Source organism: Arthrobacter sp. 10T419, assembly GCF_056394105.1.
Genome location: NZ_JBFTHF010000004.1, coordinates 258,889 through 275,459, shown reverse-complemented (window position 1 = coordinate 275,459; position 16,571 = coordinate 258,889). Strand labels below are relative to the sequence as shown.

10 protein-coding genes and 2 pseudogenes are annotated in these 16,571 nt (G+C 60.3%); 6 read left to right on the top strand and 6 right to left on the bottom strand.

The features are described from left to right. Positions 1-943: pseudogene (locus tag AC1DBD_RS10095) on the bottom strand (2,3-butanediol dehydrogenase); the annotation flags it as partial. Between the two features lie 418 nt (positions 944-1,361). Then, positions 1,362-1,571 (bottom strand): hypothetical protein, encoded by a 210-nt coding sequence (locus AC1DBD_RS10090; protein WP_476982036.1) that lies wholly within the window; start codon positions 1,569-1,571, stop codon positions 1,362-1,364. Between AC1DBD_RS10090 and AC1DBD_RS10085 the strand changes: the two genes are divergently transcribed. From AC1DBD_RS10085 to AC1DBD_RS10060, 6 genes and pseudogenes are all read left to right on the top strand, one after another. Further along, a complete protein-coding gene (locus AC1DBD_RS10085) occupies positions 1,491-1,760 on the top strand; it encodes an HNH endonuclease (protein ID WP_476982035.1) in 270 nt (89 codons plus the stop codon). The two genes, AC1DBD_RS10090 and AC1DBD_RS10085, sit on opposite strands and share 81 nt — an antisense overlap. A gap of 297 nt (positions 1,761-2,057) precedes the next feature. Further along, positions 2,058-2,321 (top strand): annotated as a pseudogene (locus tag AC1DBD_RS10080) (alkaline phosphatase D family protein); the annotation flags it as partial. After that, the gene (locus AC1DBD_RS10075; protein WP_476982030.1) at positions 2,299-2,505 is read left to right on the top strand and encodes a hypothetical protein; all 207 of its coding nucleotides are present in this window, start codon (positions 2,299-2,301) and stop codon (positions 2,503-2,505) included. The pseudogene AC1DBD_RS10080 and the gene AC1DBD_RS10075, both read left to right, overlap by 23 nt. Before the next feature lie 400 nt (positions 2,506-2,905). Continuing rightward, a complete protein-coding gene (locus AC1DBD_RS10070; RefSeq protein WP_476982029.1) occupies positions 2,906-4,033 on the top strand; it encodes a hypothetical protein in 1,128 nt (375 codons plus the stop codon). 215 nt (positions 4,034-4,248) lie between these two features. Next, the gene (locus AC1DBD_RS10065) at positions 4,249-4,569 is read left to right on the top strand and encodes a hypothetical protein (RefSeq protein ID WP_476982028.1); all 321 of its coding nucleotides are present in this window, start codon (positions 4,249-4,251) and stop codon (positions 4,567-4,569) included. A gap of 41 nt (positions 4,570-4,610) precedes the next feature. After that, positions 4,611-6,323, top strand: coding sequence for a GmrSD restriction endonuclease domain-containing protein (locus tag AC1DBD_RS10060; RefSeq protein WP_476982027.1), 1,713 nt, complete (start codon positions 4,611-4,613; stop codon positions 6,321-6,323). A gap of 68 nt (positions 6,324-6,391) precedes the next feature. Here AC1DBD_RS10060 and AC1DBD_RS10055 read toward each other — a convergent pair whose 3' ends face one another. The 4 genes from AC1DBD_RS10055 to AC1DBD_RS10040 are packed head-to-tail and all read right to left on the bottom strand — an operon-like array spanning position 6,392 to position 16,383. Beyond that, on the bottom strand, positions 6,392-9,685 hold the full coding sequence (locus AC1DBD_RS10055) for an SNF2-related protein (RefSeq protein WP_476982026.1): 3,294 nt from the start codon (positions 9,683-9,685) through the stop codon (positions 6,392-6,394). A 2-nt stretch (positions 9,686-9,687) separates the two neighbouring features. Next, entirely contained in the window at positions 9,688-12,594 is a 2,907-nt protein-coding gene (locus AC1DBD_RS10050; RefSeq protein ID WP_476982025.1) for a DUF1156 domain-containing protein, read from the bottom strand. 13 nt (positions 12,595-12,607) lie between these two features. Beyond that, a complete protein-coding gene (locus AC1DBD_RS10045; protein WP_476982024.1) occupies positions 12,608-13,081 on the bottom strand; it encodes a DUF7680 family protein in 474 nt (157 codons plus the stop codon). Further along, a complete protein-coding gene (locus AC1DBD_RS10040; protein WP_476982023.1) occupies positions 13,078-16,383 on the bottom strand; it encodes an ATP-binding protein in 3,306 nt (1,101 codons plus the stop codon). Before AC1DBD_RS10040 ends, AC1DBD_RS10045 begins: the two co-directional genes overlap by 4 nt. Positions 16,384-16,571 lie beyond the last annotated feature (188 nt).

The following is a 16,571-nucleotide window of genomic DNA, read 5'->3' as shown; positions in this document are numbered from 1 at the left end:
TCCACCTTGCCCTCCTGCACCATCCTGATCACGGCGGGATGGTCCCGGACGTAGGCGATGGTGCCGCGCAGGTCGATCTCCTTGAGCACCAGCTTCTGCATGTCCACGGTGGCGGGCGCGCCCCAGATGGAGACATTGACCACCACTCCCCCGGGCCGGACGGCGTCGAGCATGGTGTCCAGCACCGCGTTCACGCCGGCGCATTCGAAGGCCACGTCCGCGCCGGTCCCGCCGGTGAGTTCCAGCACCCGGGCCGGGACGTTTTCCAGGCTGGGGTCCAGCACGTGGTCCGCCACCCCGCTGGAGAGGGCCTTTTCCTTCCGCGCCTGCGTCAGTTCGCTGATGATCGTCGTCACTCCCATGCCTTTGAGGACGGCCGCGGTCAACAGCCCGATCGGGCCCGACCCGCCCACCAGGGCCACGTCGCCGGCCTTGGCGCCGCTGCGCGCCACCGCGTGGTGGGCCACGGAGAGCGGCTCGATCAGGGCCGCCTCATCCAGCGGGATGTCGCCGATGGGGTGCACCACCGCTGGTCCACCACGATCTTCTCGCTCAGCCCGCCACCGCCGCCGGAGAGCCCGATGAAGCCCATCTGCCGGCACAGGTGGTAACTGCCCGCCTGACACATATCGCAGTCGCCGTCCACAAAATACGGTTCGACGACGACGTTGTCCCCCACCGCGAGCCCCTCCACCCCGTCGCCGACCTCGGACACGGTCCCGGAGAACTCGTGGCCCAGGGTCACCGGTGACTCCTCGTGCGAGAGCGGATGCGGATGCCCGGGGGCCGGGCAGAAAATGGGGCCTTCCAGGTATTCGTGCAGGTCAGTGCCGCAGATCCCGCACCAGGCGACGTCGATCTTCACCGCGCCGGCCCGGAGCTCGGGCTCCGCGATGTCCTCGATCCGGATGTCCTTGCGGCCATGGAAACGTGCTGCCTTCATAATGGTCCTTCCAGTCGGTGGAAGCGGCGCTCTTTCAACGTCGGGGCCTGCGGGGTGCCCGGGCATCCTGCTGATCCTCGCACCGTCGCGGCGGGATCGTTACGGACTACAGACCCTGAACGAAAAGGGCTTGCAGTCGCTTCTGACGCAGCCCTGCCAAAGTTCCCTGTCGCGAGCGGTACGCTCTGTTTCATTGGCCGCACCGCAGCGCGGCTGGAGCTCATTTGGGGGAATGAAACCGATGGTGGAACTGAAGCGCATCTATTGGAGCCGGCGGGCTCTGCGTCTCGCTTACTCGGCCGTAATTGTGTGGTTGGCCGTCTCCGTGTTCCTGGCGCTGATGCCAAAGGGGAAAGCCGCCACAGGGAACAGCACCTCAACCGTCAGCGGCGTCCTTCGCGGCTTTGTTGACAGCGTGCTAGCTGCCGTTGCCCTCCCGGTGCTGTTCCTCATTGTGCTGTTCATTGTCGCGTCCGTTGTGCACAGCCGGGACGTGCGGCGGCGGGATCCGGTCCGGCGTTTCAGCCGGCAGGATCGCAGGGAAGGGATGACGCGGGCCGGCGGTCAGTGCGAGATGGAAGCTGGATTCGGGCGTCGGTGCTCGCGTGCCGCTGAGCACGGTGATCATTTCTACCCCTGGTCCAAGGGCGGATCCACCAACCTGCAGAACTTCGTCCCCGCCTGCGCCAGGTGCAACCGGACGAAGGGCGCGAGGATTCCTTCGCCCGGTCAGCAGGCAAGGATAGAACGACGGCGGCGGGAGTACGCTGCGCCGGCCGGTTCCGTCGGCGTCGGCGCGCGCCGGCCGCTGGCTTGAGCGGCCCAAGCCGAGCCGTCAGAGTCTCTGGCTCAGGCTCGTGTAAAGCTGGTCCTCGTTCCCCGGCCAGCTCACGGCGACGACGGCTCGGCCAGCCAACCAACTTCCACACGGCATTATCCGGACGACCAGCTCGCCGGCGGCGACTGGACAGAAGCGTGGTTGAGCGCCTGACCGAGAACTGCACCGGCACCTGCGCGGCGCAGGAGAAGTGGCAGCTGGACGGTTTCTTGAACTCCGCGCCAGCGCTGGGAATTCCCGGGCCAGCCGGCCTTATCCGCCGGGCGGGACCGGAACCAGGCACGGGAGATCGACGACGTCTCTAAGGACGGGTGGGACGGCTACGCTATGTCAGTCCGCCGCTGCACGCGGGGCTGGGTGGATACGAACCTGCGCAACGCCGTGGTGCTCAACTGGGACGTGCGCCTGAACTTCGCCAACGACGCCGAGGTTGACCACAGACGCCCGGCCTCGCCTGTGGTCGGCTCGGTGAGAGTCTGCACGTCCATCGCGTCCACCGGCTATGACGGACCCGACGATGGACCGGAACCCTCGCCTTAAGGTCGGCAACGACAACCGCGTCTACGTGGACACCCGCATCACCAAGGACGGGATGACCGCGGACTTCTGGGACGTTGGACTACGTGACGACGCCGGGCGGACCGATGACTGCGAAAACTTCGTTTGCGGTCCTGAACGAGTGCAGGCTGCAGCCAGCCGAAACGGCGGCAATCTTGTCACCTGAGTACTGTGCGACAGGCTGCTGCCCGTTGGGCCCACCATGAGTTCTGGCCATGGTCCAAGCCGGTGGCGCCGGTGAGGTTCACGACTTATGCGTGGCGAACGCTCCGCTCGAACATCGCTGAGGCGATCGTTACATTGCTGAAGTCATTGCCGAACGTACTGAATGCGAGGTTGCTTGCGAGCCGGGGAGGCATTTTCAGCGGCAAGAGGCAAGTCGGCAGAACAGGTTGTCGACGATGGGCAGCTTATAAGCGAAGGTGCTTTGCCAGTTTCCCCTGCAGAGCGGCCGGACTTAGCTAGGCACCCGCCACTCTCCCTCGGGTTCTGCGCACGAGGAGACTGTCAATTTTTGTCTTATGCTCATGTTGATGAGGACGGTCCTCGGGGGAAGGAAACCTGTCATGGTTTACGACAAGAAAGTCATCGAACGTCTGATATCAGAAGCAAGATTCTCTGCCTATCTCGAGGAATCGGCAACGCCGGCAGATGCGCTAGATCTATACAGGTGGAACGCTGCCATGGCATCCGCGTTGTTTGAGCTTGTCGGGCATTTGGAGGTCGTGCTGAGGAACTCGGCGGATAGCGCGCTGCGGGAATCCCTCTCCGAAGACGAACGGCGCATTCCATGGTTCATGCTGAAGCTTCCGAATGTAGAAGCTCGACTCGAGTCGCCTCACTGGAGTGACCTCAACGTCGATAGAGACACCGCTCTCGCCAGTCTCACTATGGGCTTCTGGTCAAAACTGATTGCCACTGACAAGCTTTGGGATGACCTGAAAGCTGGCTTCATGATCGGCTGCGACCATGAGGAATTGAAGCAACGGACGATTCGTGTCGGCGAGCTCCGCAACACTTTGGCGCATCACGGCTCGATGCTTGATGTCGATGTAAACGCCGAGCTCGACAACGTCCTGAGCCTGGCTGGTCTCATTGGCCCGGATGTGCGGATCTGGCTGCAGAGCTTAGAGCGCGTAACGGAGATCAATCGGAGTCGTCCGAATACCGTGCCTGACACAGTTCTAATCCCTGCGAAACAGGCCTGGGCAGTTTATAACGCGGTTTCTGCCTACGTCTGTCAGCCTCAGCGCGCATTTAGAACAGTTAAGCGAATGGCCTTCTACTTCCAGGGCCAAATCATGCGGGATGTACCGCAGATACTAGACCGGCGAGACGATGTCCCATGGAACCCGGAAGAAGTTATCCGCCTCAGATCCACGGGCACCTCTTTTGATCGACAACTTGCCACTATTATCGAGTACACGCTAGCTAATGGCTGGACCGGCCCGACTCAGCAGGTGTTTATCCTCACCCGACCCAGCGAGAAAGGCCGGGGGCATCGTGTCCTCACTAGGCCCATAGTTCACGGCCGGACGGGAGCCGGATCCGCTTTTGTACACAAGCAGAGATATTTCCACTTCTCAGACCTTACTTCAGCGTCCACTACCGCGGAGCTGCCGAAGTCGTATTTCCTCGCAGATCCGCTTCCGGAGGCCTCGGACGAGGTTCAGGAAGAAGCGTCAGAAGGTTAGCCTCGAACTTCCCTACGGCCGGTAGCTTCCATGGAACCCCCGGTAGCTTCCAGGGAACGACATGTAGCTACATGACTAGACCAGAATCGGCGCTGTCGCCCAGCCCGCCACAGAGCATTACAGCCCGGACAATCCGCCTTCCCGGGAACCTGTGTCAGTGACGCAATACACTCCTTTGCGAAGGCGAACTGCCACCGCACCTGTATCCTCGTTCTGTGAACGACGCACTTTTCGATTTCGGCACTAATAGACACTCAACAGGTGTTTCCGGCCCAACCCAGCTACCTATTCGGGACGACCAAGTGCTGGCCATTCGTGAGGCTTTCGCTTCCGCCGGAATCGAAAGCCAAGAAGAACGGCAACAGATCGTCCAGTCCACGTCCATCCGTCCCGTCGGTTCGCTGCTCGAACTCTATGCCCACGAAGCTCACCGCGTGCTGCAGCGGATTAAGCAGCGCGTCAACGCGAAGCCCCGCCCCGAGGGCGCCTCGGCTTGGGACCTTCGAGAAGAAGACACCTGGATCGACAAGCTCTAGGTGCGAGATAGCCGAGAAACGCTGAGAGAAAGAAGTAGGAAGTGGACGCACGCAATCGATCCTTGCATGACTGGTTTGGCCGAGTTCGAACAGGTCAACTCAGGCTGCCGCGATTCCAGCGTTTCGAAGCTTGGAGCCACAATGAAGTGGCAGCATTGGTGGAAACCGTCTTGCGAGGACTGCCTTCTGGCGCCACTCTGATCCTTGAGATTGGCGACAATGAGCCGTTCGTGAGCCGAGCACTCGAAACGGCTCCTGTGACGCGGGAGAGGGTTTCTGAGCACTTGCTTGATGGACAGCAGCGGCTCACCGCCCTATGGCGCTCGCTACACGACAATTATCCGGACCGCACTTACCTTGTCCGTTTCGAAGAAGATGAAAATCATGGGACTGACGTTCCGAAAGTATTGGCGCAAAACCGCTGGACCAGGAGAAACACTCGCTATCCCGTTTGGTGCGATAGCCCAGCTGAGACGTGGGGACGCGGGTATATCCCTCTCCGCCTGCTGAATGTCGACGACACCGCCGAGGTCCGCCAATGGGCCAAGGAAGCTTGCGGCAGTGATCCCGACATGGTCTGGGAGATCAGCGACAGGATCGCAAAGCTATCCGCATCGATCAAGTCGTACAACGTTCCATTCCTCAGTCTCCCACCTGCGACTCCGAAAGATGTCGCACTCGACGTCTTCATCAAAATGAACACTTCCTCTGTCAGACTGAGTGCCTTTGACATTGTGGTCGCTCAGCTCGAAGAAGCCCTAGGGCAGTCTCTCCATGACCTGGTAGACAATTTGCGCGCCCAGGTGCCGTCCTTGCATCGCTATGCAGACGCCGGCACTCTCGCTTTGGACGTGGCGGCGCTCCGCTCCGACCGGCCGGCCGGCCAGCAGAGCTACCAAAAGCTGGACCTCAGAAAAGTTGGCACCGAGTGGGATGACATTGTTGGTGGTATCCGGTGGGCCATTGAGTTCCTCGAAGCCGAGCGCGTCTTCGACGCTCAGCGGCTCCCGTCTGTTGTCGTCCTGCCTGTTTTGGCTGCAATCCATGAGTTCATTCCAGAGAAACTCGACGCGGCTGGCAACGCACGACAACTCGTTCGTGCTTACCTGTGGCGGGCCTTTCTCACCCGCCGTTACGATCAGTCTGCAAGCTCGCGAGCATTTCAGGACTATCGGGGCCTCAAGAACCTCCTCACCGGACAGATCACGGACCGCGCAGCGGCAGCTCCAGTTTTCGATGAGGAAGTTACGCCCCTCCCTGCTGAGCAGGATCTGATCGGTGCCGGTTGGCCTCGCAGCCGGGAAGTAATCGCTCGCGGAATCCTCGCAGTCTCTCTTCGTCAAGGCGCGCGGGACATTGCGGACGATAGAACAGTTACCGCTGAGCAGCTTGGGTCAAGGGAATACCATCATCTTTTCCCTGACTCACTGCTCGTTAACGCGGGCCTCGAGTCTTGGAAATCCATGCGTGCACTCAACTGCGCGCTCATCACCTGGAGCACGAACCGCACAATTTCGAGCAAGCCACCACTGCAGTATCTTGAGGAGCGTACCAGCAAAGCCGACTTAGGCGAGTCTGAAATCCGGTCCCGACTCGCGTCTCACATCGTTCCCTACTCCGAGTTGGCTTCGGCGGGACCATATGGTGAGTTCGACGCTGAGCGAGTGGCGAAAGATTACGATCGCTTTCTTTGGGCTCGGGCCGAAATGATGATGCCGGTCATCCGGACTCTCTGCGACGGCGGGCAGCCCTAGCACTCCGCAGGGAACACGCATTTCGCGGTGCCTGCCCCCTTGGGACACGCCAGACGCGCCGTTCACCGTCAGACCGGCTCAGTTCGCCGGGGTAGGATGGCCGCCAGTTCGGGTGTGCCATACGTGAGGAGCGTTATTTCGGAAGTACTTTGGTCGGCGGTGTTGCGGTCGAACGTGACGAGAATACCGTCGGCGCGGCTGTCATCACGCTCGCAGTCGCCGGGGCTCAGCAGCCCTCCATTTTTGGCAAACGAATACGGCGCCATAGCCGCGGGTGGGAAAAGTCTGTATGTCTTGGGCTTGTCTGTTTCCGCGGTGAATAGCGGGGAGGTCAGTGAGTTGTTTGTGAGCACCCGTTCGAGCTCGCCTAGTCCCACTTCCCCGTGTAAGATCGGCGGTTCTTCCACATGCCCGGTGATTTCGGGAGCGTTACCGAGGTCATTGGTTTTGACGGCGCTGCTTTTGACGGCTTCGACTTGGCCGCGGATGTTGTCGACTTGAGCGTTGATGATCTCTTCCGTGACATCACCGAGTGCTAATTGTTCAATGGCCTTCTCGATGCTGGCCAGGACGGGTGCGGCGTCCCCGACAATGTCTGTGAAGTCTCCGTAGTCTTCAGCGATCCCTTTATACACCTGCTCCTCAACTGTGTCGGCGTAGAAGTAGTTTGTGATCCGGATATCCTTATAAGTCGCTCCGATACGGTCGACGCGCCCAATGCGTTGTTCGACCCGCATGAGGTTCCATGGCATATCGTAGTTAATAAGCCTGCCGGACGTTTGCAGGTTGAGGCCCTCGCTCATGGAGTCTGTGCCGATAAGTACCGTGAGGTCTCCGTTGCGAAACTTGTTCTTTATGTCGGACTTGGTGACGGTGGTCCACGTCTGGTCCGCGTGGTCGTACACCTCTCCCCCACGTCCGGAGTAGCAGCCAATTTTCTGTATACCCGCTGCAATAAGTCGTTCGCGGATGTAATCCATGGTGTCGGTGTACTGCGTGAACACGACCAGGCTCGAGTATGCGAGGAGTGCCGAGTTTACGTCGGCGACGAGTCGGCTGGCCTTTGTGTCCTCGCCGGTAACCTTGTCCAATTCGTTGAGGAAGAGCCGCAATTCGTGGATTTCGTCGCTGAGCCGCTCGGCGGACACATCGAACGCTTCCGGGTCGAACAGCGAGTCCTCGATGTCAATGTTGTCGTCGTCGGAGAGTAGTTCGCCGAGGCTCTTGCCCTTTTCGAGAACGTCGAGACGGCGAGTGAGAGACTTCTTGATTGCTTCGAACGAAGAGGTGAGGCGTCGCCGGTAGACGGTCATGATAAATCCGAGCGCCTGGCTGGATTTGTCGCTCTTGTAGGCGTTGTAGTGGCGGCGGATGTACTCCTCGATGCGGTCGTACAGTTTCCGTTCCGCCACGGCCAGATCGATAAACGCGTCGTCGACGTGTCGGACGGGGATAATGACATCCTCGCCGATGATGCCGGCGGCCTGGTACTCACGCATGGTCTTCCGGGTGTTCCGGAAGACCCGGTCGCGCATCGGGGTGTGTCTACGGAGCCACTTGTCCATCCATTCAGACGATTCGTTCGGCATCTGGGCACGCGCGTCTCCAGATGGGACGTTGTCGGCGAGCTCAAGCACGGAGTAGGCTCCGGCCCAGCCGAGCGCCTCTTCGACTTCACCTTCGAGCCGATGGTCTCGTTCGGCAATTGGATCTGAGAAGTAGTCGTGGAGCATGGCACACAACAGTTGCCAGCCGCGCATCTTCGGATTGTCGTGAAGCCGCTCGAAGTACTGGAGGAAGAAAGTCGCTGATTCACCCCACTTGCCTTTGAGCCCAAGAAGCGAAATGAGATCCCACGCCTCATGAGGATTCATCTGCATGGGGGTTGCAGTAGCGAGGTATAAGGCTCGCCACATGTCCCGGTCCCGCATATCCAGGAGTAGCGCAAGAAGCGAACTGGGAGTATCGGTGGGCTTGGACCCGCGACGGCGGGCGTGATGTGCCTCATCGACTAGCACGACGTCCCAGGGGCCGGCATCAAGAATTTGTTGTCTGCGGCTCTTTCTGCGTGCCAAATGACTAGAAGCAAGCACGATTGGGAACGCTGACCAGGGGTTCGCTTGGGGCTCGACCGGGAGGGGCTGGTCGAAGCGGTCAAGGTACTGCCCCTTATCGAACCTCGGCACATCCAGGTTCATCTTCTCGTGGAGCTCTTCCTGCCACTGTTTCATCACCGACGCGGGTACCAGAAGCAGGGCCTTCTGCGCCCTCCCCGACAGGAACAATTCTCGCAAGACAAGTCCCGCTTCGACGGTCTTACCGAGGCCCACTTCGTCCGCCAACAAGTAACCCCGCGGGTATGTGGACACCACTCGATCGATGAGCTCCGCCTGGTGCGGAAGCGGTTGCACCCACGCGGTACCGACGGCGGTGTATGGTGAGCGCGCGGGTGCTTCAGCGAGAGCGGCGAGTTCTTCCCATGCGACCGCCGAGTCGGCGCTACCTGGCTCGTCGGGCGTATGGTCGTTCTCACCCTCGCCTGTGTGTTCCGGCCTGGGGTACGGAGCCTTGTCTGGTGCGTGGTGAATCAGGTGATCGCGAACAGCTTTTGGGAGGCTGACGACGGCCCAGCCAGCATCCGGACGGTCGCTCCAATGCTGCTCGAAGTCGTGGACCTTCTTCTTGCCAACCCAGTCCCACACGCCTTCGTTCCATGAGGGGTATACATCGAACGTCTCGTGGTTTGCAACCCACGCGCTCACAGATGCATTGTTTGAGCCATTGAAGGCGACCTTATTGCCGTGCTTGTCCGTGAAGATCCCATACTTCGTATGAAAATACTTGCCCGACTCTCTGTAAGTGAGCAGCCGGTCCCCATCGCAGGGAATGCCTACACGGATCTCGAGTCGGTCGTTCGCAACCATCCACGCCAGAACACGAAGGTGCTCCCGTTGCACGATCTTCGCGCCCTCCATTTCGGGGTCTGCGAGAAGGCGCCGAGCAACGACGTCTTCCAACGGTTGCCCCGAAATCACAGCTTGCACATCGGAATCGATGAGTTGCGCGCCGACAATTAGTCGCATCCTGCCTCCGTTGGCCAGGAACTGCGCGGTCCCCTGAGCAGCGAACTGAAGTTCGGCGGCGGACCAGTAGCCTACAGCCCTGTCATAGGCGACAGCGCGGGACAGCATCGGAACGTAGAACGTCGTGAACGGCCGGTCGTCTGGTGAGTAGTCGCCCTTGAGTTCAACGCCGACGAGGGAGTCGCTGCCAACTGTGTAAGGCGCAACGGACTCGTCCGGCCCGACGTGAGCCCTGCCCGGCATGTCGGGGAACAGGCTGGGGCGAGAGTCCGGATCCACTGTCAGTCATCTCCAAACAAGGTGTCCTGCTCATGCATGGTTTGAACAGCTTCCTCCTCCGCAGGGAGTTCCACACCCGGAAAATACAGCGTGCACATCGTGTCCAAGCGACCAGCCTCTGGCACGACCCACTCTCCCTTAACTTTGGTACGCGGAATCGCGTTCACAAGTCCGCGCACCGTTGCGATGAACGAGGCATCGGATGTAAAGCCGTGCCGGTCTAGGAAGCGCTTGGCCGCTTGCATCCCGTCCACTTCAGCGATGAACAGTGCCGTGTCCACAGCATCGATCGCGTACTCGAAGGAGGCGGCTTCCGGGCGAACGCCAGGAAGTTCGCTGTCGGCGTCCCGACGCAGGCGTTCCTGGGGTTCCAAGAGACCTACGACACCAGCCTTTTTCGAGACCACCTTTGCACGAGCGAGGTCGTCGACGTCCATCCCTCCGACGGCAAGCGCTAGTAGTCGGGCGGTGTCGAACGGGAACTCGCGTGCACCAAAGATGTCCCATGCCAACAGCACAAAGTCGGTCACATCGTCAACCTTGGCAGCCTTGCCGACAAGCCGGGCGCGGCGGAGTTCTACGACTTCCTCGCGAGCCAGGTTCAGGGCATCCTCTGGCCGCAACAGCTGGTCACGACCGTCCGCGTCGGGGGTGGACGAGAAGACGGGCCATTGCTGCGAGATAACCGACAAAGTGGGGCCGTAGGTGGACAGCAGCAGGTCAACGCCGTCGATGCCGTCATGCTGGAACCTTTTCGCAGCCGCGCGCGCGGCTCCACGGATGTCTTGTTCGATGTCATCGAGGTAGACGCGGTCACCGTGTTCCCGGTCGACCCGCTTCCGGCACACGAGCATAATGGTCGATGCCGCCGAGTTCATGTTCGCCTGGTGCAGCGAGCTCTCAGCCTCGGTATTGACGGGCCATGAAGTTTCGATCGTGAATCCGGCCTGTAGCAGACCCATGCCTAGGGTGTCCCATGCTTCGGCACGCTTGTGCGTGAACATCACGGACAGAACCCCGTCGTCCCGAAGCACCCGCCGCGCCTCGGCAAAGATGGCAGTCATCTTGGTCTCGTAGTCTAGGTCGGCCAGTTCTTTCTTCCGCTTGCCCATCCCAGAAAAGCGCGCGGCGTTCGCAACAGCCTCATTATCCTTGTCGGTGAGATCGTCAGCGAAATACTCAGGAACGATGCGCCCCAGAGTCCGCTTCTCCCAGACGTAGAAATAGTCGGCAAGTTCTGCGTACATGACGTTGTCATAGTACGGCGGGTCCATACAGATGTGTGCGATGGAACCGGAGTCGAGCAACAGATCGGTGGCGCTTCCCTGCGTGACCTGAACCGTGCGTTTCAGGCGGTCCTGGGTCTGAAGGTCGCTTGCGCCCGTCTCGTCCAACAGACGAGCGATGCCGCCGTAGGCATCGATCAACTGGTCAAGACACCACGAGTACAGCGCGGTGGCGCCCTCGAATTCCGCGAAAGTCCACTTGAAGGCGAAGTCGTGCCGGTCAAAGACGCTGCGCATCTTCTGTCGGGAAACATCCCAGGAGGAGAGCCGAGAATTCCAGTTAAGGGCCTTGCCCTGCATTAGTGCCAACTCGAATAGGACGTCATCTGCGCGTTCACCAAGCGCTTCGCGAACTTCCGGCATGATCCGAGCAAACTCCTCGCCGAATGTGCCGTGCACGAGCGCCTGCCTCGTTGAAAAGAAATCAACCCACCGGTTGAGGCCGTAATGCCTGGGCCGCAAATCGTTGCCGTCAGGAAAATCCTCCGTCGGCAGGACACCCTCCGAAAGCCACCGTCCCTGCACCTCCCCGTACTTATCTTCGGCACTTGCAAGGGCATCGAGATCCTTCTGCGTAGGCGCCCGAAATGTCCGCTCACCTCCGGCCGTGCGAATCGCGACGGCATAGAGTACCTGCGTCATGCGCCCCGCCTGCGCTTCAGCCTTGATGTAGTCGCCCTCGATGACAAGGTTGTCGTACGGAGAGACCGCCTTGCCACGCCCGGTTGTTCCATTGGCAGCATCGGACTTGTCGACGCTGCGGCCAAGTGCCACCTCGAATTGCGGCTCGCGAAGTTGAACGCCATCGACTTCGGTAGTGAAGGTGACCGCGGCCTCTTTGCCGGGCGTCTTGCGCAACCACTTGTCAGGGAGGAGTGGCACAGTCCGACCGCTGCGAGGGCAGGCTACGGCATTGGCCCAGATATAAGCGATGACGCTTTCGCCACCATGAAGAGGGAAGTATTCTTTGAGCCGAATCTCAACTCGGTCGACGAGAATCTGGCCCCATTGCTTTAAGTCCCTGACGAGATCCAGGCCATGCTCCGCAGGCACCTGGACTCCAGCTTTGAGTACACTCGCGGCGACTCCGTTGAGATCGTTTGCGAACGCGGGCAGGCCCATCCGTGCTGCGGCCCACGGGATCGAACCACCGCCTGCCGTCGGATCCGCCACTATCGGCAGTTCGCCCCACGTTCGGACCAAAACGGCGTGCAGAAGGTCAATATCCCCGCGCGCAATCGGGTTGCGGAAGGCTTGGCGGTAGCCGTAGCCATTGCCCTGAAGTTTCAAACCCGCGGCGTTCGCTGCGTCAATTACCTTTCGCGCCTTTACCGGGTCGCCCCAGACACCAACCAAGTAAAGAAGCCATCGGCGGTATGCAGCTTCGTCATTAAGTTCCGGGTATCCAGGAAAAGCGTCCTTGAGATCTTCGGACCACGCAGGCATAAGGCCGGCGAGCACCACTGCAGTCGACGCAACCAAAGGTCGGCGCGCCCACCAGATGTGGAGGAATGACAGTGGAGGCAGTGCTGAGGCAGCTCCTCGCTCGCGGCGCGATTCGATGCCGAGTTCGGCGACTGGGAGCCAGTCCTCGATGAGAACGCGTGGCCTGTCGGTAGTCATGATCAGCTTTCTGTCAGTCGTCTGCAAGAAGAGTGCGGAGCGCCCTGCGGGCGCGTGATGCCTCGGTGCCAATGCACTTGGAATACCAGTAGTAGGTTTCCTCGGTGCTCATCGCGTTGACCCCGGCGACGAGCGCCCGTACACGAGAATGCTTCGCTACAGGTTGGGTGGTGAGCAAGATGAGAGCGAGGCGCACCCCCTCGGGCTCGTCGAGGTGGATCGGTGTCTTGCGATTGAATGCGAGCACGCTGGGAGTGTGCCCAGAGCCGCGAACGGCAGCGAAGACCGCATCGGCCACGCGTCCGGTTTGCGCGGGCGTCGAGGTAGTGACCAGCGCCGCGAGAGGGTGTCCGTTCGCGCTGTAGCTCTCTTCGAGCAAAAGACCGAAGGTGTCACTCTTGATGGGCCGGACTGTCATCCGAAACGCCCTCGCGGTGTCTACAGACTGCAGCGGGCGCGGCCGATGGCTGCGGGCGGCGGCGCTCACTTGGTCACCTCAGCAGTCATGGTCGTCTGCTGCATCTGCAGGTTTTTGACGACTGTGTGAATCTGGTTAATTTCTGCGCTGTCGACGTTGAGCGGAGGGCTAAATGTGATGTCGAGAGTGAGATCCCCGGCGACCTTGGTTGCTCCGGCGAGTGATTTCTTCGCGTGACCGTATGCCGATTGGAACTCCGCGCGCTCAGCGGTTCCGGCGAACTGGAGGCCGCCGTTCAGCCCCTTGTACTCGGCCCGCATCGTGCTCTTCACAGCAATATCCTGCTTTGGCAACATGCCAAGAGCGGCGACGGCCAGGTCGACGTCGTTGGTCCCTTTGGCTTCATCTGCCGTCACCTTCAGCGTAAGACGACTGATGTCCTGAATTGTGAAGTCGGAGACCTGATCGACCAGATCCTGGAATGCTGCACCGCCCGGGCCGGATGAATTAAACGTCTTACTGCTGACTGTGCGGGTGGGAACTTCTACTCCGACTTCGTCGGCCTCTTCCCGTGTAAGGATATAGAGAGTGTCCAGGCCCTTGTCTTTGATGGCGCTTGGCGACAAGGCACGGACACCTGGCTGAGGCTCGGCGTCGAGGACGACGAACCATTTGTAGTCAGTGGACTGGACGGCTGTAGCGAGGACGTCGAGGACGTCCGATTTGCTGGGTTCGCCGCCGCACTCCGCCTCAAGTCGGGCACGGACGTCCGCTCCGCTAAGTTTGTCCGCGGTGAGCACAGCTCTGAGGTCCTTCTGCGTGGGCTTGCGCACCAAGAGGCCACGGTTCTGCGCCTCGGCGTCAGTCATGACCTCAGCATCGTTACTGAAGCCGACGTTCATTCCGGCCATTGTGTGGGCCGTGAACGCTTTCCCCGTCGCTCCGTCGAAATAAACCCAGTTCTCATTCTTAACGCCGTTGATAATGGCTTCACGCAGCAGCGTAGGGTTTCGGACAATTTGAATCGCGTGGTCGGTCCAAAAGAAGTCAGCGATAGCCGCGGTCGTCGTCGAAGTATTGTTATGCCATGTCTTAGACCGTAGGTAGGACGCCGTAAACGCTTCGGAGCGAATCTTCCCTTCGTCAGCGAGGAGTGTGACCACTGCGGACGTGGCGTTCTTAGGGTCGCCTTGTGCTTGAGCCGGAAGTTCGCGGTGGCGCAGGTGTCCGTTGCTCTTGTCGTTGGTCGGAAAATAAATGTGCTTGAAGCACCGGTTAACTGCGATACGCGCCTCAAGGGAAGCCTGCTTTTGGTATGCCTCCACCTTCTTGCGGACTTCGGGACTGAACTGTGCCAGCCTGGCAGTGTCGGTGGCAAGGTTGTCGGCCGCTATAAGCGCGCGAGCACGGTCCTTGAGCACGTCGACTTGATCGGCATCAGGAACAGCAAACACCACAGCGTTGCGGTATTTACGCGGCGAACCGACAGACCCGGACTTGTCGAGCACCTCTATAAGGAGACTGGGAGCTTTGTCGGCGCTCTTCTGCTCGACAGCTAGGACGCGGTAGTCGGCGACGACAACGCGAAGGTTCGGCTGGTCTGGAACATCGACGGGCCCGGAGGGGAAGTGAATCGCCGTGGCTCCGCCATCATTTGCGAATGCGCGGATAATGAGGTCGTCAACAATGGCTGCAACGCGGGTGTTGGCGATGTTCCGCTTCTCCGTCTCGATGATTGCGTTGACGTTCGGTTCGATGTTGAAGCGCCATCGCGCCCCATCGAATGACAAATGCCAGAATACCTTCTCGGACTCGGTGAGTGCCTTCTCGAAGATGCTGGCCTCTTCGCCTGGCCTGAGTGTGCCAATCAGCCAATCATTGCGTCCGGCTCCGGCGGTAGACACCATTTCCAGTGAGTGTGTGAAGACGCTGCGCGCAACCCTCGTAGCGTAGGCGGGCTTGCCGGGGAAAACATCCCGGTCGACCGCGGCGGCGTGTGAGTTCGTCCCAGCGAAGTCGCCGAGTGCAACGGAGGCATACTCGCCGCGTCCTAGACCATCTGTCAGGTGGTTGAGGACAGGCTCGTTGGAGTAGTCGATGTCACCGACGTTGATGATGGCCGTATCGTCTTCCTTCGCCCAGATGCCGGCGATTACCTCGGCCAGGAGTTTGAGGGCGCCGCGAGCGCGCTGGAACTGCGAGATGTTGCCGAGTCGTTTGTCAAGGACCCGAACGAGTTCCGGGTGGAAGGGGTACGTCTTCGCGACGAGGTCGCCGTAGGTCGCGGCATGCTCAGCACCCCCTGCGAGTTGCTCGGTCTTACCGAGTGTCTCGTAAAAATCACGGTAGGCATCACCGGCTGCACGGGCTGCGCCCGGGTCCACGGACTGGAAGATCCGCTTCTTAAGAATTTCGCCGATTTCGTTGTCGTCGGCGGGCTTGATAACCGCTGATGGCTGAACTGCACGCGTCAAAACGTCCGCGGTCTCGCCGACGGCATCATTCGCAGCCGTCGCTCCATCGTCTAGGAGCTCAGTGATTTCCGTCGTTTCGTTTCCGAACGCATTCGTCGTCGCTGCGAGCGTGATGATGACTGACACCCTGTTCGTCGGGTCCGAGGCGACCTCGAATAGATTTCCCAAGAAAACGGGAATTGCCTTCGCCATACGACGCACATCTTCGCTGCCTGATGAGGTGACTGCACGAATGTACTTTGCAATCTCGTCGATGATGACGATGGTTGGCTGGCCGCCGAAAGCTGCCTTTATGGTTCCAGTGCCGGGGGCCGTGCGGGCGGCATCGTTAGCGGCGAGTGCAGCAAACGCAACATCACCGATCTGCGCAGCCATCTCGCCCCAAAGCGTGTACGTGCGGTGGCCGTTCGTCTCAACACCGGCCGTGGCGTCGAGTGCGTCTCCTACGAGGGCTGCCACGTGCACGGGCCCCTCCGGCAGGAGAGCCGGGTCGAGGAACTCCGCGATGTTCGAGGGGCGCTCCCCCTTTGCGAGGTGGTACACGGCGGTGAGGCCGTGCGTCTTGCCGCCACCGAACGAAGTGGTGGGGCGCAGCACGCCGTTCTCCCCGGCGACACCCTTCGAGCCCGTTACCCGTCCGAAAGTCTTCATCAAAAGGGTTTTCAGCCCGCTAGTGGGGTAGGTCTGCGCGAAGAAAGATGTAGCGTTCCCGTACACGGGATAGTGGTCAGCGTCCCGAACGACCTTGTCCAGCTGTGCTGCAAAATGGTTGTCGGCGAGCCCCCCAGAGATGACGTCATCTCTCGGGACACAGACGGTACGCAAGGCCACAAGACTCGATCCACTACTACTCATTTGCAACTTTCCTATTCCCCCCGCAGCGGCGATTTCTCTCAATACTGTAGTCGCCCTGTGTCTGCCCGGCTTCCAACTAGCACATCGAGTCGGCGTACCGATTGAGGCCGGTGGTGTCGGCGACCTAAGCCAGCACAGCACCTGTTATCGGATCTCCGACCCGTTGGTGAACGCCAGCCTGCGGTGGCACGATACCTGGTGCTACGCACGCGTGCCGGCTTCCTTGTGTC

Excerpts from the sequence above, each read along its gene's own strand:
- AC1DBD_RS10085 (WP_476982035.1), top strand. The coding sequence starts at position 1,491 with ATGACGCGGGCCGGCGGTCAGTGCGAGATGGAAGCTGGATTCGGGCGT.
- AC1DBD_RS10090 (WP_476982036.1), bottom strand. The coding sequence starts at position 1,571 with ATGATCACCGTGCTCAGCGGCACGCGAGCACCGACGCCCGAATCCAGC.
- AC1DBD_RS10075 (WP_476982030.1), top strand. The coding sequence starts at position 2,299 with ATGGACCGGAACCCTCGCCTTAAGGTCGGCAACGACAACCGCGTCTAC.
- AC1DBD_RS10070 (WP_476982029.1), top strand. The coding sequence starts at position 2,906 with ATGGTTTACGACAAGAAAGTCATCGAACGTCTGATATCAGAAGCAAGA.
- AC1DBD_RS10050 (WP_476982025.1), bottom strand. The coding sequence starts at position 12,594 with ATGACTACCGACAGGCCACGCGTTCTCATCGAGGACTGGCTCCCAGTC.